This window comes from Frankia sp. Hr75.2, assembly GCF_949319125.1.
Taxonomy (GTDB): Bacteria; Actinomycetota; Actinomycetes; order Frankiales; family Frankiaceae; genus Parafrankia; species Parafrankia soli.
Genome location: NZ_CASGGV010000299.1, coordinates 107,523 through 125,554 on the forward strand (window position 1 = coordinate 107,523; position 18,032 = coordinate 125,554).

Here is an 18,032-nt window from a genome sequence, read left to right on the forward strand (position 1 = left end):
TCTCCAGGATCCGAGGGCGTCTCGCCGGAGGAACGTGCTGGTGGGTCCTCCTTTGTGCGCTCCGGGGTCTTGGGAGTGTTCTCAGCCCTCGCTGCCGCGGAGCCGTCCGGGTGCCTCGCTGTCGCGCAGCCGGTTCAGCGCCGACCGGGCGACGCTCGCCGGATCCGTTCCGCCGGCCGCACGCCGGCGGCCGCGAGTGGCGCCGGCTCGGCGCGGTGCCTGCGGGGCCAGGGGGCGCGCGTCCGGTTTTCGGGCCGGGGTGCCGTCCGGCGGGTCGGAGTGGGTCAGTTCGGGCCTGGTGCCGAGTACCCGTTCGAGCTCGGCCACCGCCTTGGATGTCTGGCTCTTCACCGTTCCGACGGAGATTCCCAGCGTCCGGGCAGTGTCCGCCTCGGACAGGTCGAAGGCGTACCGCAGCACGACACACGCCCGCTTCCTGGCTGGAAGGGTCATCAGCGCGGCGCGCAGGTCCACGGCGGCGGGAACGTCAGCGTCATCCGGAGCGTGCTCGGTGCGTTCGGCCAGCATGCCGAGGACGGTCATCCCCCGGCGTTCCCGGATCACCCGCCGCAGCCGGCTGGTGGCCAGATTCGCCACGATGCGCCGCACGTAGGCGAGTGGGCTGTCCGCGCTGCTGACCCGCTCCCACTTGGACCAGGCAGCCGTGAGCGCCTCGGCGGTGAGGTCGTCAGCCGCGTCGTGGTCGCCGGTGAGCAGGTAGGCGAAACGCGACAGCTCGCGGTGGTGGCGCTCGAAGAACTCCCGGAACTCGACCGGCGCGTTCGGGGGCGTGCCCGTGCCGCCGGCAGATTCCGGCCCAGCCGCCTCGCCCGGAACAGGCTCGGGGTCCTCCAGGTCGGACCACCCCGCCTCGTCCCGGGCCGTGTGCCGGCCCGGGAGCCGATCGTCGGAGCCGGTGAGCCCGTCGTCGGAGCCCTGGCGCTGGGGCGGGGCGCCGCTGGCGGCCGCATCGGTGCTCACGCCCGCGGCCAGGGAGTCCGGGTACCAGTGCGATCCGCGTCCACGGTGCGCCCCCGCGCTCTGGTCCGGTCGTGGCGGACGCGCCCGGCCGGTGGGCAGGCGTGGCGCATGGACGCCGACGTCCGCGGCGCTGTCCACACTCACCAGGCACACTCCCACGGCTGGTCTTGGCGATACTCGTGTGTCCACGGGCGTCTCCGCCGCGGCCGCGGGAGATCCTTGTTAACGGGTACGACATCGCCGCTCGACCGGACGGTACTCCGTGCCGGAAGTATTGCGAAAGGGGTACATCCCGACGAAATCGCCTCCTGGCCGGATTCGTTTCCTGGCTGGGCGCGTGACCTGGCGGTACCCGTTCCAGGCTCGGGCGGTGGTGTCTCGTGCCGGGCTGGTGCCGTCCCTCCTGGGTTCACGCGCCTGGGGCTGTCGGAGGCGGGGCTGTCGAGCCAGGGCTGTTGCGGCCGGGGGTTTCGCGGCGGGGGCTTGGTGGCCGTCGTCGCTGAACGGCGATGTTTCCCGCGGACGAGGTGCGGGGTAGGCGATGTCTATGTCTGCGCTGACTGCTCGGGTGCCGTCTGCCCTGGAGCTGACCGCTCGAGTACCGCCTGCCCTGGAGTCGCCCGGCCCGGCGCGCGCGCCGGGCGCCACTCCGCGGCGGCCCGACCCGCCCCCGCTCGACCCGGACGCCCCGATACCGGACGATCCCGGGCCGTTGCTCCCCGACACCCCAGATCTTCCGCCCGCGCCGCACGAGCCGTCCCCTTTCACCCCGCCGGCCCCCGAGCGGCCGGAACCGGAGCCGGAACCCGTCTGAGCTCGCGCCGGCGCACCCGGCCCGCGCCGTACAGTGAGGTCCGTGCATGCGGTGACGGTGAGCGCTCCCGGTGGACCCGACGTCATGAGCTGGTCGGAGGTGCCCGACCTCCCGCCGCCCGGCAACGGTGAGGTCACCGTCGACATCGTGGCGACGGCCGTCAACCGGGCGGATCTGCTGCAGCGGCAGGGCTTCTATCCCCCGCCCCGCGGCGCGACCGAGATCATCGGGATGGAGTGCTCCGGCCGGGTGGCCGCGCTGGGCCCCGGGGTCGACGGTTTCGCCCTGGGTGACGAGGTGTGCGCGCTGCTGGTGGGCGGGGGATACGCGACCCAGGTCAATGTCCCGGCGGCCCAGCTGCTGCCGGTTCCCTCCGGGGTCGACCTCATCCATGCCGCGGGCCTGCCCGAGGTCGCGTGCACCGTGCACTCCACGGTCTTCGAACGCGCGGCCCTGGCGGACGGCGAGGTCTTTCTCGTCCACGGCGGCGCGTCCGGCATCGGCACCTTCGCGATCCAGGCTGTGCGGGCGCTGCGCCCGTCCGCGGTGGTCGCCACGACGGCGGGCAGCGCGGAGAAGCTCGTCCGCTGCCGCGAGCTCGGCGCGCACATCACGGTCGCCTACCGGGACGAGGATTTCGTCGCCCGGGTGCGGGCGGAGACCGGCGGCCACGGCGCCGACGTCATTCTCGACAACATGGGCGCGTCGTACCTGGAGCGCAACGTGGACCTGCTGGCGACCGAGGGCCGCCTCGTCGTGATCGGGCTACAGGGCGGAACCAAGGGCACCCTGAACCTGGGGGCCCTGCTCCCCAAGCGGGCCAGCGTGCACGCGCTCTCGCTGCGCGCCCGTCCGGACGCGCAGAAGGCCCGGATCGTCGCGGGCGTGCGCGAGGAGTTCTGGCCGGAGGTCGCCGCAGGGCGGATCCGGCCAGTGATCGACCGTGTCCTGCCGATAACCGAGGTCGCCATGGCCCACCGGGTGCTGGAGGAGTCCGGGCATGTGGGCAAGGTCGTCATGACGGTGGGCGGCTGAGCCGGCGGTTCGGCCGCCGGGGTGAACTGCCGTGACCGGACGAGATGTTCGCCGTGCCACCGGATGGATTCGTCCGACCAGGAGGGCAGGATGGTGGGCATGACAGACCAACCGGAACCCCGTGTCGTCGTCGTCGGCCCGGACGGCGCCCTGCAGGAGGCCCCCGGCGCGGTAGGCGTCCCGCTCACGCCCTCCGCGGGGCACGGCGGGCGGGCCGGCGCTGATGGGCCGGGCGAGGGCAAGAACCCCTTCGCCGGCATGGTGTCCCAGCCGGACAAGGTCATGCGGATCGGCACCATGATCAAGCAGCTGCTCGAGGAGGTGCGGGCCGCACCGCTCGACGACGCCAGCCGCGTTCGGCTCCGGCAGATCCACCAGAGCTCGATCACCGAGCTCTCGGACGGGCTCGCCCCGGAGCTACGCGCGGAGCTCGACCGCCTGTCGCTGCCGTTCGACGAGGACGCGACCCCCTCCGACGGGGAGCTGCGGATCGCCCAGGCGCAGCTCGTCGGCTGGCTCGAGGGGCTCTTCCACGGGTTGCAGACCGCGCTGTTCGCCCAGCAGATGGCGGCGCGGGCGCAGCTCGAGGAGATGCGTCGCCGGGCTCTGCCCAGCGGGCAGCAGCAGGGCGACAACGAGCCGTTCGGCGGCGCCTACCTCTGACGCCGGCGACGCCGGCACCCGCCTGGTGCCGGCGTCGGGCGGGTCAGCTCGCCGGGCTCACCGAGCTCATGTTGAAGTCCGGAATCCGCAGCGCGGGCATTCTGGCCAGCGTGAACCAGTCGGCCCACTCCCGCGGCATCGTCCGCGTGCTGGCACCGATCTCGGCGATGCGGCCCAGCAGGTCCACCGGCGACTCGTTGAACCGGAAGTTGTTGACCGCCCCGACGACCTCACCGTTTTCGATGAGAAAGACGCCGTCCCGGGTGAGGCCGGTGAGTAGCAGGACCTGAGGGTCGACCTCCCGGATGTACCACAGGCAGGTCAGGAGCAGGCCGCGCCGCGTCGAGGTGATCATCTCGTCCAGGGTGGCGGTGCCGCCGCCGTCGAGGAGCAGGTTGTCGACGAAGGGGGTCACGGCGATGCCCTGACCGGCGAGGCCGGCCGCGCCGGCGCTGATGCCGTTGCCGGAGCTGTTGCTGGTGCCGTTCGGCGCGGCGGCCGGGGCGGCCAGGCTCGCGGCGCGCGCCGACGAGCGGGTCTGGACAAGCGCGTTGAGACGACCGTCCCGGATCCAGTCGGTCGGTCCCAGCGGCAGCCCGTTGTCGAAGACACTCGAGGTCGCCGAGGACGCACCAGCCGTCACGAACGGCGCGGTCGTCAGGCCCGCCGCGCTGGGGTCGCTCCACAGGCGCAGGCCGGCGGGGCCGAGCGCCTCGCCCACGCGCGTCCCGCCGCCGGCGCGGCTGAACACCGTGCGTCCCTCGGCGGCGTCCCGCCCGGCCGCCGACCAGTACAGGTAGACCATGAGGTCGGCGACGGCGGAGGGGGGGAGAAGCGTCTCGTACCGACCGGCCGGCAGCTCCACCGACCGGTCGCACCAGCGCAGCCGAGCCCGCAGACGCGCGTCGGTCGCGGCGACGTCCACATCGGTGAAGTCCTGGGTGGACTGCCCGTGCCACACGGAGCCACCGGGGGCGGCGCTCTTCGCGTTCCACTCCACCGAGCCGGTGGGCTGGCTGTGCCGCAGCCGCAGGCCGGTCGACGTCCCGAGCCAGGTCGTGGTGTGGTCGTGCTCGGCGAAACCGAACAGGCGCCGGCCCTCCGCCCGCGCCGCGCCGAACGCCTCGGCCAGGTCGCCGGCGAAGGAGGCGAACACGTCGCTGCTGGTCCGCTCGGCCGGGTCGGTGAAGGACCGGCCGCCGACCGCCGCCGCCGCAGGCACGACCAGGTCGCTGTAGTCCTCGGCGTCGTCTGATTCGCGTGCGGCCGCCTCGGAGGCGCGGACCAGCGCCTCCAGGCCCGCCAGATCGGCCCCGCCGCCCGGCCCGTCCACCGTCGAGGTGGAGCGCACCCCGAACGAGCGCCCGATCACGCTGATGATGGTCACGGAGCGGTCACGCGCGGCACCGTTCGTGGTGAGCGTGTTGTTCGCCCAGCGCAGGTTCACCGTGCTCGACTCGCTGGCGATCACGATCGCGCCGTCCGCGCGGGACAGCTCCAGCGCCCGTTCGACGATCTCGTGCGAAGCACGGATCGCCTGTGTCGTGCCCGTCACCGGGAGCCCCTCGCTCATCGGCCGCCCTCGCGGCGCGTGTTCAGGATGTTGACGTCGCGGAACAGCGCCGACGGGCAGCCGTGGCTGACCGCCGCGACCTGGCCGGGCTGGCCCTTGCCACAGTTGAACGCCCCGCCCAGCACGTAGGTCTCGGGGCCGCCGACGGCGTCCAGCGAGCCCCAGAAGTCCGTGGTGGTCGCCTGGTAGGCGACGTCGCGCAGCTGGCCGACGATCCGGCCCTTGCGGATCTCGTAGAACCGCTGCCCGGTGAACTGGAAGTTGTAGCGCTGCATGTCGATCGACCAGCTTCGGTCGCCGACCACGTAGATCCCCCGGTCGACCCGGCCGATCAGGTCCTCCGTGGACGGCCCGCCGGGCGCGGGGAGCAGTGAGACGTTCGCCATCCGCTGGAGCGGTACATGCCCGGGGGAGTCCGCGAAGGCGCAGCCGTTGGAGCGGTCCACGCCGAGCGCGGACGCGTTCTGCGCCGCCATCCGCCGGTCGAGCTGGTAGCCGACCAGGACACCGTCGCGGACGATGTCCCAGCGGCGGGTCTGCACGCCCTCGTCGTCGTAGCCGATGCTGGCCAGGCCGTGCGGTGCCGTCCGGTCGCCGGTCACGGTCATCGCCGGTGATCCGTAGCGCAGCGACCCGAGCTTGTCGAGCGTGGCGAAGGAGGTCCCGGCGTAAGCGGCCTCGTAGCCGAGAGCCCGGTCGAGCTCGGTGGCGTGCCCGACCGACTCGTGGATCGTCAGCCACAGGTTCGACGGGTCGATAACCAGGTCGTAGCGCCCCGGTTCCACCGACGACGCCTTCGCCTTCTCTGCCAGCAGCGAGGGGATGAGCTCGATCTCGGACTCCCAGTCCCAGCAGCCGGCCGCCGGGCCGCTGACCATCCACTCCCAGCCGCGGCCGGCCGGAGGCGCGATGGTGCGCATGGACTCGAAGCCACCCGCCGGGTCGACCCGGGTCGCCTCGAGCTGGCAGAGCACGCGGACCCGCTGCTGGGTGGTGTCCGTCCCGGCGGTGTCGGCGTAGAACTTGTTCTCCATGACGGCGGCGAACCGTCCGTCGACGTGATCGACGTCCTCGGCGGAGTACAGCGACCGGCACAGCCCGCCGATCCGCTCGACCTGGTCGCGCGGATCGACCGAGAACGGGTCCGTGGCGTAGCTGGAGACCCAGGCCGCGCCGGCGTGGACGGGCTCGTCGGCCAGCTCGACCGGCTCGGAGTTCAGCGGCCGCGCCACCTTCGCCATGGCGACGGCCTCCCGGGCGACCCGCACGGCCTCGTCCACGGTCAGATCCACACCGGCGGCGAAGCCCCAGGTCCCGTCGTGGACGACGCGGACGGCGAAGCCCGCGGTGACACCGTCCGAACGGCTCTCCAGGCCGGCGTCGCGGAACGACAGCGACGACTCCTTGAGACGTTCGATCCGGATGTCGGCGTGGGCGGCACCCAGGTCTCGGGCGGCCTGGAGTGCGGCGTCGGTGAGGGCCGCGGTGGGCAGCGCGCGGAACTCCTCGTCGATCTCGTGCGGCGGCAGGGCCGGCTCGGCCGGATCCCGGGGAACGGAGGTCGCCATGCTCCTATCCTGGCCTCCCCGACCGTCGGCAGTGCCGTCGCATGCGACTCCACCCGGGATCCGCGTCGCCGGGGGTACCGGAGCCGGTGACAGAGCCACAAAGGGGCACGCGAGCGGGTCTCCGGGTCGGCCTCCCCCCGAGCTGAGGCCGACCCGGAGACGCGCGGGCGCCGACATCAGATGTCGACGCGATTCGGATGGGTCGCCGTGGGCCCGTGGCCGGGCCGGCCGGGCGATCGGAAGCGATCAGGTGCGGTCGGGCCGATCAGGTGCGGTCGGGCCGGTCGGGCCGGTCGGACTCGCGAGGGCTGCTGGGCCCGTCGGGCTCGTCGGGTTCCGCCGGTCGGTCGAGCTCCGGGCGGATGCGGTGGTTCCTCGCGGGATGCTCGCCCGGCAGCCTGCGGCGGCGCCGGTCGCCGTCGCTGTTCGCGCCGCCGGGCACCAGCGGGAGCGCGGGCCGTGGGGGAGGCGCGGGCCGTGGCGGTATCCGCAGCCGGTGCTTCGACGCTGCCGTGGGGCGTGGCACGTCGGCGTGCTCGTCGGTGCTTTCGGTATCGCGGGCCGGGCGTCCCGGGGCCGGTCGGGGTGGGGCCGCCGACGGCGCCCTGGCCGTCTCGGCCTCGTCCGGCGTGTTCGGCCCGATCCGGGTTCCGATGACGGCGTCCCACCGACGTTCCACCTCGCGGACGGCTTCGACGAGCGGTTCCATCCGATCGGCCGGGGCCGTGCCACCGAACAGGTCCAGTGTTGTGGTCAGTGCACTGACGAAGTACTGGGCGTCCGGCGCAAGCAGATCGACGCGGGCCGGACGACCGGGCCGGGGCGTCACCGCGTTCAGATACAGGCCGACGATCCGGTCGATGCGGGCCGCGATGTTCTCGAAGAACGGGTCGGTCGGCTGGTCCCGGTGATTCCGCCGGCTCCGCGGTTGGCCGGGCCCGCCCATCGTGCTCTCCCTGCCATCGGCAGGTGCGGTTTCCGGCGCCCATGCGTTCAGGTCCGGCGGCGTCTGGTGCTGGACGGGTAGATCGGGGTAAAAGTCGTCGTCCAGCTCCGACAGGGACACGGGGAGGTCGGAGTGTGTCCACCGCAGCGCGGTGGGATCCGGGAGCGGAACCGGCCCGGTCTCGTTCCCGTTTTCGAACCGCTCGCCGTGTCGCCGGGACCAGCTTGCCCACACAACCGTACCGAGGATGATGAGCACCGCGCCGAGCACGGTCAGGAAGAAAGCGCCCCAGTGCGTGCCGCCGCCGGGTGCGGCGCCGGCGGTGGCCTCGGGGGACAGGCTCCGCGCCGGCGGCGGGACTGTGTTGCCGCTGTCGGCCGTGCCGCCGAGCAACCAGCCGAGTATCGACGCGATGCCCGCGAGCAGCAGTGTCGGAATGCCGAGGATGAATGCGGCGCGGAGCCTGCCGAGGCAGGCGGCGACGACGGTGAGCGCCACACCGATGACGACGAGGTCCCCGACTGGGATCTCAGTTCCTGGCTCAATGGATGTGAGCGCGGTCATCTCACACCGCCCGCAGCCCTGTGTCAGCGCGGTCTGGCTCCAGGCGAGCCCCTCGAATGGGCCGCGAAAGCATGCTCCGGCGCGTCGCATATGGTTGGACAGGCATGAACGAAGGGGACCACGGCCGCGTTGACAATCGTGGTTCGGTGGATGGCCATGCCCCCGTGCCAGACATCCATGCACCTCCTCGGGTGCGGGAGGACCTTGAGGCCCTGGCCACCGCCAGGACCTACACGAATCGTGACCGTCCTGGCCGCGAATCGCAAGTACTTAAGCCGGAATAATCGGCGAGTTTTCGCGAATCCCGTCCAATGCCCGTTTCTGTCAACATCGGGTAGTTGTATGACTACTTCTTGTCCTATTTTTATGATTATGGGTGCTTTCGGGTGAGAGGTACGGATCCGTCGGCCGTCGCAGTCCGTGAGTGTGGTGCGCTGTTGTGGTCTACTCGGTTCAACGATCCCGTCGTAACGGACGGCGAGTCCGTCCGGGCTGCGCCACGCCACGCCTGATTTGTCGGTGGCGGTGGCCGGGGGCGCGCGAAGAGAGGTCGGACCGGATGCGTATGACCCCACTCACGCCCGCGTGTGGAGCGGGCTCCTGTCCTCGGCTGTATCTGACCGAAGCCGGCACGATCGCCGTCCAGGGGCCTGGCGTCTCCGCTGATGAGGCGGAGGTCGAACTGGCTCCGGGTGAGCATCTCGTGGAGATCCCACGGGAGCTTCTGATCGCCGCCGTACGGAGCCTGGGCGCCTAGGCCGCGCCGGGCGCCTGCCTCCGTCGCCACGCTGGAACCGGGCCACCGGACGGCCGCTGACGCCGCACCGCACCACCGCCGGCAGGTTACTGCGTCGATTGGACCGAGGTAGGTCCGTTGCGGCGTGTCAATCGTGTTTGGGAGTCCGTGACCAGCGCTGATTGCGCCAATGGTGATCTATGTGCGGGCCGTCGAGGGACGCGTCGCGGGCGTCGTCCACGGCGGGCCAGGCCGGTCCGCGACCGCCGTAGTATTCCGGGTGCCCGTCATAGTCCGCAGAGTCGCAGGTTATTCCTGTTCCGACCCTGCTAGTCTCAGCACACTCGCGTAGATCGCGTGCGCGAGGGGGGAAGGTAGCGAATGAAACTCGTGCCTGTGGCCACCTGCAACGGGGGCGCCTGTCCGACGATCTACGTTACGGACGACGGTGACGTCGTCGTCCAGGGCTGGGTGTTCCCGCAGCAGAGGTCGCACGAGGATCCCCCGGATGGGGAAGCCCGGGTCCGGATCCCACGTGAGCTGCTGCTCCGCGCCGCGGATTCGCTCCCGACAGGAATATAGCGAGGACAGGCTCGATGTCGGTCGGTGCTGGGCTCGGCGAGCGACACCGACCCGGCACCGCCTGCCTCCCGGGCGTCCCGATGGCGGACGAAGGAAATGACTGAGCGCGGTAGCGATCTTTCTGGCAGGGAGCCGGTGGGCGTCGTCCTTGCTCGGCTGCGCGGTGAGCGGGGGCTGACCGGGGAGCGGCTGGGAGCGCTGGTGCACATGAGCCAGGCGAAGATCTCGAAGATCGAGCGGGGTGTCGCGCGGCCGTCCCCCGCCGACGTGGAGCGCATTGCCGTCGCCCTGGACGCGCCGCAGGCCCTTGTCGCCAGCCTCGTCGACCAGGCGGGTGCGGATCAGGACCATGCCGGCACGACCCGTGGTCCCGCCCGCAGAGGCACTGTCGGTCAGCAGGACTTCTCCGCCGAGGAAACGCGAGCGCATCGGATCCGGAATCTGGAACCGATCCTGATACCCGGCCTGCTCCAGATCGGTGAATACACTCGACGGGTAATCAATGAGTACTTCGGTCTCACGCACGGGGACGCGGAGAGTAAATGGGCTGATACCGCAGCGACGGTGTCACTGCGTGCGCGCCGTCAAGAACTCTTATACGACCCGAGTCGAGAATTTGAGTTCGTAATATTCGAGACGGTTTTCCGGAACAGGTTCGCACCCCCGGGCGCCATGCTGGCTCAGGTCGACAGGGTCGAGGCCGTCGCCCAGCTCGCCAACGTGACCGTGAAAGTGGTTCCGGACACAGCTGATCTCGGTTACCCGCCTATGCAGGGGTTCACCATCCTGGACGACAACGTCGTGTTGGCGGAGTCGATGGACGCCACGATCCTGCGTGACCGGAAAAGCGTCGACTTCTACACGCGCTTCTTCGACCAGTACGCCAGCCGCGGCGTGGACGATCTGGAGCCGATCCTCTCGCGGTACAAGACCCTGTACGCCGACCTGGCCCGGCCGAGGGGCGACGGCTGACCCGGCCGGCCCGTCGTTTCAGGAAAACAGTCGTTCCAGTACCTGAGCGACACCGTCGTCGTCGTTCGACGCGGTGATCTCGTCGGCGGCGGCGAGGACGTCCGGATGGGCGTTGGCGACGGCGACCGCGTGCCCGGCCCAGGCGAACATGGGCAGGTCGTTGGGCATGTCGCCGAACGCGACCACCTCGGCGGCGAGCACACCGCGCTCGCTCGCCAGTTCAGCCAGCGCGACGGCCTTCGACACCCCCGGGCCGGCGATCTCGATCAGGTCGTGACTGGACGTCGTGACGACCGCCTCGGTTCCGGCCAGGGCGACGACCGTCTCGTACACGTCGGCCAGCGACGCGCCGCCCCGGCGGACCAGCAGCTTCGTCGCAGGCAGGTGCTCGAGCAGCTCGTGGAAACCGGCGACCAGTTCGCCCGGATCCGGCCACATGGTCAGGAAATCGGGTTCGCGGCCGAATCGCACACCGCTCTCCACCGCGAAGGTGGCGTCGGGTACCGCTGCCCGGATCGCGGCGGCCAGCTTCAACGCCGCGGGCGTCTCCAGAATCGTCTGGCTTACCGGAACGCCGGTGTCGAGGTCGTAGACGAGTGCGCCGTTCGCGCAGATGGCGAGGCCCGAGACCGCGGTCTGCCGGACGACGTCCGCCATCACCCGGGTGGGACGGCCGGTGACGAACACGACCGTGGAGCCGGAGTTCTCGACCTGTCGCAGGGCGTCTCTGGTCCGGTCGGAGACGGTGCCGTCGGTGCGGATCAGGGTTCCGTCCAGGTCGGTGGCGACGAGAACGGGACGGGACACAAGTAACCAGTCAACCATTCACCGGGATGGGACACCATCGTCCGAGAGGACTGTGCCGGTGTCGTCCTCATGTCCCGAACGGTGTCGCGGGCGAACGGTGTCCCGGGCGCGGGGAACCGGATCTCCGCCGGGGATGATCCCGTTCCCGGACACCGCCGACGAGCCGGATATCGGAGATCAACGGCGCCTGACACGGTGGCGCACACCGATGATCGTTGCCGGCTGTCGCCCCCGCCACTGCGGGTAGCATGCGGACATGGCCTTCTCCGACGCGTCCGAGGCGTCTCGTTCGCCCGTTACCGGCGGCGCGGGGGGCACCGACGGCGGGAGTGGCGGGGGCGTCCCGGGAGGGGAGTCCGCGGCCGCCGGTGGCCAGGCCGGTGGTACGCCGGGTGGAACCCCACCGTTGCCGTCTGTCGTCGGATCACCTCGTGGCGCGAGAACAGGCCGCGAGAGAAAAACATTTGACGAACTCTTTGCCGAGCTCGGCGGGAAATGGCGTGAGCGGACACCGGGCTCCGGTACTGTCGCCGCGCTCGACCTGGGCGTGCACCATCTCGGCAAGAAGCTCGTCGAGGAGGCCGCCGAGACGTGGATGGCCGCCGAGCACGAGAGTCGGGAGCGGGCTGCCGAGGAACTCTCCCAGCTCCTCTACTGGAGCCAGCTGATGATGATTTCCCTGGGCCTTTCCCTGGACGACGTATACTCGCACCTGTGAGTAGGTCCTGCCTTTCCGTGGTCGTCCGCTTTGCGGCCCTCCGTGCCTTTGGCGAGTGTTGATGATGCTGCGTATTGCGGTTCCGAACAAGGGCGGGCTCGCGGCGGCCTCCAGCCAGTTGCTGTGCGACGCGGGTTACCTCGCGCGGCGGGAGTCCGCCGAGCTGGTGGTGGCCGACGTCGAGAACGACATCGAGTTCTTCTTTCTGCGTCCGCGTGACATCGCCGTGTACGTCGGCACCGGCCGGCTCGATCTCGGCATCACCGGCCGTGATCTCCTCGTCGACAGCAACACGTCGGCGCAGGAGCTGGTGCCCCTCGGGTTCGGCCAGTCGGCGTTCCACTACGCGGCGCCGGCCGGCACCATGAGCGACATCAAGGAGCTTGACGGGCTGCGGGTCGCCACGTCGTTCCCCGGCCTGGTGCGTACCGACCTCGCCGGGCGCGGCATCTCGGTCCAGATCGTCAAGCTGGACGGCGCCGTCGAGACCGCCGTGCGGCTCGGCGTGGCGGACGCGGTGGCCGACGTCGTCGAGACCGGGCGGACCCTGCGGGCGGCCGGGCTCGAGCTCGTCGGCGAGTCGGTGCTGCGCTCCGAGGCAATCATGATCGCCAAGCGCGGGGCGGATCTGTCGGCCGCTCACGAGCGGCTGCTGCGCCGGGTGCAGGGCGTCCTGGTGGCCCGGCGGTACGTGATGATGGACTACGACGTGCCCTCCTCCGTGCTGGAGAAGGCCTGCGAGATCACCCCGGGCTACGAATCCCCGACGATCTCCCCGCTGCAGCGGGAGGGCTGGGTCGCGGTCCGGGCGATGGTCCTGAAGGCCGACGTCAACCGCACCATGGACGACCTGTGGGATCTCGGCGCGCGCGGGATCCTGGTCTCCGGTATCCAGGCCTGCCGGCTGTAGCGCTCGGCCCACTGACGGCCGTGCCGCGAGCGCCGGCCGCGCCTCGGCGCTGGCTGTCGCGCCTGGCGGGCTGGCGCTGGTTCGTCCGGCCACGTCCGCGCGATGTTCGTGTTTTCATCGATCCATGCGCGCGGGCGGGAACGCACGGACAGCCAAGGACTCCCGTCTACGAGCACCGGACGCCGGTCCGATGGAGCGGATGCTTGCGGACATCCATGAGGCTTTCCGCACCGACCGGTCCGGGAAGGTCGCCAGCTTCATCCCCGAGCTCGCGACCGCGGACCCGGACCTGTTCGGCCTCGCCGTCACGACGATGGACGGGCTGCGCTACCGGGCGGGCGACAGCGACGTCCCGTTCACGATCCAGTCGGTGTCGAAGCCGTTCGTTTACGCGCTGGCCCTGCGCGACCGCGGGACCGATGGTGTGCTGGCCAGGGTCGGGGTCGAGCCGACCGGTGACGCCTTCAACGCGATCACGCTCGAGCCGGAGACCGGCCGTCCGCTGAACCCGATGGTGAACGCCGGGGCGCTGCTCACCTCCAGCCTGGTGAGCGGCGGTGACGCGGCCGAGCGTTTCGACCGTGTCCTGACGGGTCTGTCGGCGTTCGCGGGCAGGCAGTTGACCGTGAATGAGCGGGTCTTCGCCTCCGAGCGGGACACCGGTGATCGAAACCGTGCGATCGGCTACCTGATGCGTGGCGCGGGGGCGCTGCGGGGGCCGGTGGACGAGATCTGCGAGGTCTACTTCCGGCAGTGCGCCGTGGAGGTCACCGCGGCGGACCTCGCGGTGATGGCCGGCACCCTCGCCCGCGGCGGGGTGAACCCGCTGACCGGCGAGCGCGTCCTGAACGAGGAGCACGTCAACCATGTGCTGACCGTCATGGCGACCTGCGGCATGTACGACCGGGCGGGAACCTGGCTGTTCCGGGTGGGCCTGCCCGCGAAGAGCGGGGTCGCCGGAGGAGTGTGCGCGGTGCTGCCCGGGCAGCTCGGGATCGGCGTCTTCAGCCCGCCGCTCGACGAGGTGGGCAACAGCGTCCGCGGCGTGCGCGCCTGCGAGCGGCTGGCCTCCCGGTTCGCACTGCATCTCCTTGCCCCGCAGGGAGAACCGCCGCACCCGGTACGGGGCACGCACCGTGGCGACGCGCTGAGCTCGAAGCGGATGCGAGGCGCGCGCGAACGGGCCGTCCTCGCCGTACGGGGTTCCGCGATCGTCATCCACGAGCTGCAGGGCGATCTGGTGTTCGCCAGCGCGGAGCGGGTTGTGCGCACCGTCCGCCAGCACCTGGACGACGTCCGCTGGGTGGTGCTCGACCTGCGCCGGGTGGCCGCCGTCCGGGAGCCCGCCCTCGAGCTCCTGCGGGTGCTGCTCGACGAGCTGGCCAGCAGGGATGTCAACGTCCTGTTCGCCGACCCGCGTGGGCTTCCGGGCGTCGACCGCCTGATGCGGGGGGACTGGAGCACGCAGCGCGTTGCCGATCTGGAGACCGCGCTCGAATGGGCGGAGGAGGCGCTGCTGATGCGCGAGGACCTCGCGACCCTCCCGCCGACCGCGCACGTCCCGCTCGGTGCGCAGGAACTGCTCACCGATCTCGGCAAGGAGGGCACCCGGGTCATCGGCGCGATGTGCGAACGACGCACCTACGAACGCGGCGCGACGGTCTTCGACGAGGGAGATCCGGCGGACGCGCTCTACTTCGTCACCAGGGGCCTGGCGAACGCGCAGGCGCCGAACGCGGACGGGACGCGCTGGTTCCGGCTCAGCTCGGTTCCAGCGGGCAGTGCCTTCGGTGAGCTGGCACTCGTCGACGGCGGCCGGCGTTCCACCCGGATCGTCGTCGCGGAGACCATGACCTGCGAGGTGCTCTCGGTCGCGGCGTTCGACACCCTGGTGCGCGAGCATCCAGACGTCTACAACGCGCTGGTGCGCGCGATCGCGCGCAGTCTCTCGGCACAGCTGCGCCGAGCGACCCGGGAGATCCAGTCGCTCGAAGAGTGAGTGCCTCCGGGCCTGGCCTGCCGCCTGCGGGCGCGAGCCGAGCCCGGAACGACTGCGAGCCGGGTGCCCGAGCCCGGAACGAGTCCGGGCTCGGACCGGGGGTCAGCGACCCCGAATGATCAGCGACATTCCCTCGCTGCGGGTGGCCGGGCTCAGGAACTGGCCGCGCACCGCCGAGGTCACCGTGGTCGCCCCCGGCTTGCGGACACCGCGCATCGACATGCAGAGGTGCTCCGCCTCGACGACGACCATGACGCCCCGCGGGTCGAGGACGTCGACGAGTGCGTCGGCGACCTGAGAGGTGAGGCGCTCCTGGACCTGCGGCCGGCGGGCGTAGAGGTCGACCAGCCGGGCCAGCTTGGACAGGCCGGTGATCTGCCCCTTCTCGTTCGGGATGTAGGCCACGTGTGCCTTGCCGGCGAAGACCACGAGGTGGTGCTCGCACAGCGACGAGAAGTCGATGTCGCGGACCAGCACCATCTCGTCGTGGCCCTCGTCGAAGACCGTGGTCAGGACCTCCGCCGGGTCCCGGCCAAGGCCTTCGACCGCCTCCTGGTAGGCGCGCGCGACGCGGTCCGGGGTCTTGCGTAGGCCTTCGCGGTCCGGGTCCTCGCCGATGCCGATCAGCAACTCACGGACGGCCCGGGCGACCCGCTCGTGGTCGAAGGGCCGAACCATCTCCGGCCGCTTCAGCCGCCGCCGCGCCTCGATGCCGCTGCCGGCGCCCTTCGCGTCGGTCACGTTGTCCGAGACGTTGCTCTCGGTAGCCGATCCCGGCGAGACGCCCTGGTCCAGCCCGGAGGAGCCCGCGTTCAGCTCACCGGCCTGTCGCACGATGGTCTGCGCCTGGTCGGAATCGGAGGTCAACGGCGTCTCCTGTCGTCATCGTTGTCCCAGGTGGGCGGTGCCCAGGGGTTCGCGATCCGGGGGCCTTCCGGTGGCGGGGATCCCGGCGGGGGTGTGCCGTGGGCCGGGCTCGGGGCGCTGTGTCCGGGCCCGCTCTGCGCGGGGTCGCCGTGCCCGAGGCCCGCGGGACCTCCGGCGGTGCCCGGGTCGGCCTGGCCTGCCGGGCGGGGGTGGCCCGCAGTGCCGTTGCCGCCGCTCACCCCACCGCCGTTCGCCGAACCGCCGCCGTTCGTGCCGCCGCCGTTCGTGGCATGGCCGGCCGGCCCGCCGTTGCCCTTCACCAGGTCAGAGACCTTGGACGGGACGAGACCCAGCTCGGCCGGGGTCTGCACCGGCGGTCGGTCCGACGGGATGCGCCGCCCCACGCCGGTGTACGAACCACGGCTGGGGCGCTTCTGGACAGTGGCGAAGACCTCGAGCACGTCGTCCTTGCTCAGGGTCTCGGTGTCCATCAACCGCAGGACGAGGTTGTCGAGGACGTCCCGGTAGGTGACCAGGATCTCCCAGGCCTCGTCGTGCGCGGCCTCGATCAGCCGGCGCACCTCGTCGTCGATCTCGCTCGCGACCTCCTCGGAGTAGTCGCGCTGGTGGCCCATGTCGCGGCCGAGGAAGACCTCACCGGACTCGCTGCCGAACTTGATCGCGCCGAGCTTGTCGCTCATGCCGTACTGGGTGATCATCGCGCGGGCGATCTGGGTCGCCTTCTCGATGTCGTCGCTGGCCCCGGTGGTCGGCTCGTGGAAGACGAGCTCCTCCGCGGTGCGCCCGCCGAGGAGGACGGCGAGCCGGTCGAGCATCTCCGACCTGGTCGACAGGTACTTGTCCTCCAGGGGGAGCTGCATCGTGTACCCGAGCGCCCGGCCACGCGGCAGGATCGTGATCTTGTGAACCGGGTCGGCGTTGGGGAGCGCGTGCGCCACCAGGGCATGACCGCCCTCGTGGTAGGCGATCCGCTTCTTCTCCCGGTCGCTCATCGCGCGGGTCTTGCGCTCCGGCCCGGCCATGACCCGGTCGATCGACTCCTCGAGCAGCGCCGACGAGATGAACCGGACGTCCGACCGCGCGGCGAGCAGCGCCGCCTCGTTGAGCACGTTCGCCAGGTCCGCGCCGGTGAAGCCGGGGGTGCGCCGGGCGATGATCAGCATGTCGACGTCCGAGCTGATCGGCTTGCCCTTGGCGTGGACCTTCAGGATCGCCTCGCGACCGAGCAGGTCGGGGCGGTCGACCACGATCTGGCGGTCGAACCGGCCGGGACGCAGCAGGGCCGGGTCGAGGATGTCGGGCCGGTTGGTCGCGGCGATCAGGATGACGCCGCCCTTCACGTCGAACCCGTCCATCTCGACCAGGAGCTGGTTGAGGGTCTGCTCGCGCTCGTCGTGGCCACCGCCCAGGCCCGCCCCGCGGTGCCGGCCGACGGCGTCGATCTCGTCCACGAAGATGATCGCGGGCGCGTTCGCCTTGGCCTGCTCGAACAGGTCGCGGACCCGGCTCGCGCCGACGCCGACGAACATCTCGACGAAGTCGGAGCCGGAGATCGAGTAGAACGGGACGCCCGCCTCACCTGCGACGGCGCGGGCGAGCAGCGTCTTGCCGGTGCCGGGCGGCCCGTAGAGCAGGACGCCCTTGGGGATCTTGGCGCCGATTGCCTGGAACTTGCCCGGGTTCTCGAGGAACTCCTTGATCTCCTGGAGCTCCTCGATCGCCTCGTCCGAGCCGGCGACATCCGCGAACGTGGTCTTGGGCGTGTCCTTGCTGACCAGTTTCGCCTTGGACTTGCCGAAGTTCATGACGCGGTTGCCGCCGCCCTGCATCTGGTTCATGAAGAACAGCAGCAGGAACACGATCAACAGCACGGGGAGCAGGTTGAGTAGCAGCGAGACGAGGACGTTCCCGCGGTCGACGGAGACGTTGTACTTGATGTTCTGCTGCTTGAGCTCGTTGGCGAGGACCAGGGCCTGCTCGGTGGCGAAGGACGACTCGTACTTCTTGCCGTTCCCCAGCTCGATCCGGATGATCTGCTTGGAGTCCTGGATCGTCGCATCGACGACCCTGGTCTCGGGTTTTGCTCCGGCGCTCTGGTCGATCTGCTGCTGTACGAAGCTCAGGTCTGCTTTCTGATACTCACTCGGTCCGGACAGCACGCCCGTCGTGAGGATGATCACGAAGAGGACCAGGAGCAGCAGAGGTACCCAGCCGCGGAAGATTCTTCTTGGAGTCATCTGTCTGGAACGCCGGACACAAGCGTTCCACCCTCCTGC

Annotated in this window: 15 protein-coding genes; 8 read left to right on the forward strand and 7 right to left on the reverse strand. The window is 70.8% G+C overall.

Annotated features, from left to right (window positions below):
• Window positions 1–81: 81 nt before the first annotated feature.
• On the reverse strand, window positions 82–1,125 hold the full coding sequence (locus tag AC559T_RS24030) for a SigE family RNA polymerase sigma factor (protein ID WP_498870188.1): 1,044 nt from the start codon (window positions 1,123–1,125) through the stop codon (window positions 82–84).
• 397 nt (window positions 1,126–1,522) lie between these two features.
• Between AC559T_RS24030 and AC559T_RS24035 the strand changes: the two genes are divergently transcribed.
• The 3 genes from AC559T_RS24035 to AC559T_RS24045 all read left to right on the forward strand — a co-directional run bounded on the left by AC559T_RS24035 (window position 1,523) and on the right by AC559T_RS24045 (window position 3,493).
• Window positions 1,523–1,795, forward strand: coding sequence for a hypothetical protein (locus AC559T_RS24035; RefSeq protein WP_498870189.1), 273 nt, complete (start codon window positions 1,523–1,525; stop codon window positions 1,793–1,795).
• A gap of 42 nt (window positions 1,796–1,837) precedes the next feature.
• A complete protein-coding gene (locus tag AC559T_RS24040) occupies window positions 1,838–2,830 on the forward strand; it encodes an NAD(P)H-quinone oxidoreductase (RefSeq protein WP_112105033.1) in 993 nt (330 codons plus the stop codon).
• 99 nt (window positions 2,831–2,929) lie between these two features.
• On the forward strand, window positions 2,930–3,493 hold the full coding sequence (locus tag AC559T_RS24045) for a bacterial proteasome activator family protein (protein ID WP_083390817.1): 564 nt from the start codon (window positions 2,930–2,932) through the stop codon (window positions 3,491–3,493).
• A gap of 43 nt (window positions 3,494–3,536) precedes the next feature.
• Here the strand turns inward: AC559T_RS24045 and AC559T_RS24050 are convergent, their stop codons facing one another.
• The 3 genes from AC559T_RS24050 to AC559T_RS24060 form a co-directional block, all read right to left on the reverse strand.
• The gene (locus AC559T_RS24050; protein WP_071060898.1) at window positions 3,537–5,066 is read right to left on the reverse strand and encodes a metallopeptidase TldD-related protein; all 1,530 of its coding nucleotides are present in this window, start codon (window positions 5,064–5,066) and stop codon (window positions 3,537–3,539) included.
• Window positions 5,063–6,634 carry a TldD/PmbA family protein gene (locus AC559T_RS24055; protein WP_498870190.1) on the reverse strand — a complete coding sequence of 524 codons (1,572 nt, stop codon included), beginning with the start codon at window positions 6,632–6,634 and terminating at the stop codon, window positions 5,063–5,065. The genes AC559T_RS24050 and AC559T_RS24055 overlap by 4 nt, the downstream gene beginning before the upstream one ends.
• A 265-nt stretch (window positions 6,635–6,899) precedes the next feature.
• Window positions 6,900–8,144 (reverse strand): hypothetical protein, encoded by a 1,245-nt coding sequence (locus AC559T_RS24060; protein WP_498870191.1) that lies wholly within the window; start codon window positions 8,142–8,144, stop codon window positions 6,900–6,902.
• Between the two features lie 559 nt (window positions 8,145–8,703).
• Between AC559T_RS24060 and AC559T_RS24065 the strand changes: the two genes are divergently transcribed.
• Together AC559T_RS24065 and AC559T_RS24070 are read left to right on the forward strand one after the other, a co-directional pair.
• The gene (locus tag AC559T_RS24065) at window positions 8,704–8,901 is read left to right on the forward strand and encodes a hypothetical protein (RefSeq protein ID WP_071060904.1); all 198 of its coding nucleotides are present in this window, start codon (window positions 8,704–8,706) and stop codon (window positions 8,899–8,901) included.
• A gap of 657 nt (window positions 8,902–9,558) precedes the next feature.
• Window positions 9,559–10,434: a helix-turn-helix domain-containing protein gene (locus tag AC559T_RS24070; protein ID WP_235013682.1), complete on the forward strand. Its 876-nt coding sequence runs from the start codon at window positions 9,559–9,561 to the stop codon at window positions 10,432–10,434.
• Window positions 10,435–10,452: 18 nt separating this feature from the next.
• Here AC559T_RS24070 and AC559T_RS24075 read toward each other — a convergent pair whose 3' ends face one another.
• Window positions 10,453–11,259: a Cof-type HAD-IIB family hydrolase gene (locus tag AC559T_RS24075; protein WP_071060907.1), complete on the reverse strand. Its 807-nt coding sequence runs from the start codon at window positions 11,257–11,259 to the stop codon at window positions 10,453–10,455.
• Window positions 11,260–11,497: 238 nt separating this feature from the next.
• On the opposite strand from AC559T_RS24075, the gene AC559T_RS24080 reads away from it, so the two are divergent.
• The 3 genes from AC559T_RS24080 to glsA all read left to right on the forward strand — a co-directional run bounded on the left by AC559T_RS24080 (window position 11,498) and on the right by glsA (window position 14,868).
• On the forward strand, window positions 11,498–11,959 hold the full coding sequence (locus tag AC559T_RS24080) for a phosphoribosyl-ATP diphosphatase (RefSeq protein WP_243657398.1): 462 nt from the start codon (window positions 11,498–11,500) through the stop codon (window positions 11,957–11,959).
• 64 nt (window positions 11,960–12,023) lie between these two features.
• Window positions 12,024–12,869: an ATP phosphoribosyltransferase gene (gene hisG / locus AC559T_RS24085; protein WP_071060945.1), complete on the forward strand. Its 846-nt coding sequence runs from the start codon at window positions 12,024–12,026 to the stop codon at window positions 12,867–12,869.
• A gap of 199 nt (window positions 12,870–13,068) precedes the next feature.
• Window positions 13,069–14,868 (forward strand): glutaminase A, encoded by a 1,800-nt coding sequence (glsA, locus tag AC559T_RS24090; RefSeq protein ID WP_498870192.1) that lies wholly within the window; start codon window positions 13,069–13,071, stop codon window positions 14,866–14,868.
• Between the two features lie 102 nt (window positions 14,869–14,970).
• Here glsA and folE read toward each other — a convergent pair whose 3' ends face one another.
• Both folE and ftsH read right to left on the reverse strand, forming a co-directional pair.
• Window positions 14,971–15,735: a GTP cyclohydrolase I FolE gene (gene folE, locus AC559T_RS24095; RefSeq protein WP_071060914.1), complete on the reverse strand. Its 765-nt coding sequence runs from the start codon at window positions 15,733–15,735 to the stop codon at window positions 14,971–14,973.
• On the reverse strand, window positions 15,732–17,993 hold the full coding sequence (gene ftsH, locus AC559T_RS24100; RefSeq protein WP_112105040.1) for an ATP-dependent zinc metalloprotease FtsH: 2,262 nt from the start codon (window positions 17,991–17,993) through the stop codon (window positions 15,732–15,734). Before ftsH ends, folE begins: the two co-directional genes overlap by 4 nt.
• Window positions 17,994–18,032: the final 39 nt, after the last annotated feature.

Excerpts from the sequence above, each read along its gene's own strand:
- AC559T_RS24080 (WP_243657398.1), top strand. The coding sequence starts at position 11,498 with ATGGCCTTCTCCGACGCGTCCGAGGCGTCTCGTTCGCCCGTTACCGGC.
- AC559T_RS24060 (WP_498870191.1), bottom strand. The coding sequence starts at position 8,144 with ATGACCGCGCTCACATCCATTGAGCCAGGAACTGAGATCCCAGTCGGG.
- AC559T_RS24070 (WP_235013682.1), top strand. The coding sequence starts at position 9,559 with ATGACTGAGCGCGGTAGCGATCTTTCTGGCAGGGAGCCGGTGGGCGTC.
- AC559T_RS24055 (WP_498870190.1), bottom strand. The coding sequence starts at position 6,634 with ATGGCGACCTCCGTTCCCCGGGATCCGGCCGAGCCGGCCCTGCCGCCG.
- ftsH (WP_112105040.1), bottom strand. The coding sequence starts at position 17,993 with ATGACTCCAAGAAGAATCTTCCGCGGCTGGGTACCTCTGCTGCTCCTG.
- AC559T_RS24050 (WP_071060898.1), bottom strand. The coding sequence starts at position 5,066 with ATGAGCGAGGGGCTCCCGGTGACGGGCACGACACAGGCGATCCGTGCT.
- hisG (WP_071060945.1), top strand. The coding sequence starts at position 12,024 with ATGCTGCGTATTGCGGTTCCGAACAAGGGCGGGCTCGCGGCGGCCTCC.
- AC559T_RS24035 (WP_498870189.1), top strand. The coding sequence starts at position 1,523 with ATGTCTATGTCTGCGCTGACTGCTCGGGTGCCGTCTGCCCTGGAGCTG.
- AC559T_RS24045 (WP_083390817.1), top strand. The coding sequence starts at position 2,930 with ATGACAGACCAACCGGAACCCCGTGTCGTCGTCGTCGGCCCGGACGGC.
- AC559T_RS24065 (WP_071060904.1), top strand. The coding sequence starts at position 8,704 with ATGCGTATGACCCCACTCACGCCCGCGTGTGGAGCGGGCTCCTGTCCT.
- AC559T_RS24075 (WP_071060907.1), bottom strand. The coding sequence starts at position 11,259 with ATGGTTGACTGGTTACTTGTGTCCCGTCCCGTTCTCGTCGCCACCGAC.
- glsA (WP_498870192.1), top strand. The coding sequence starts at position 13,069 with ATGCTTGCGGACATCCATGAGGCTTTCCGCACCGACCGGTCCGGGAAG.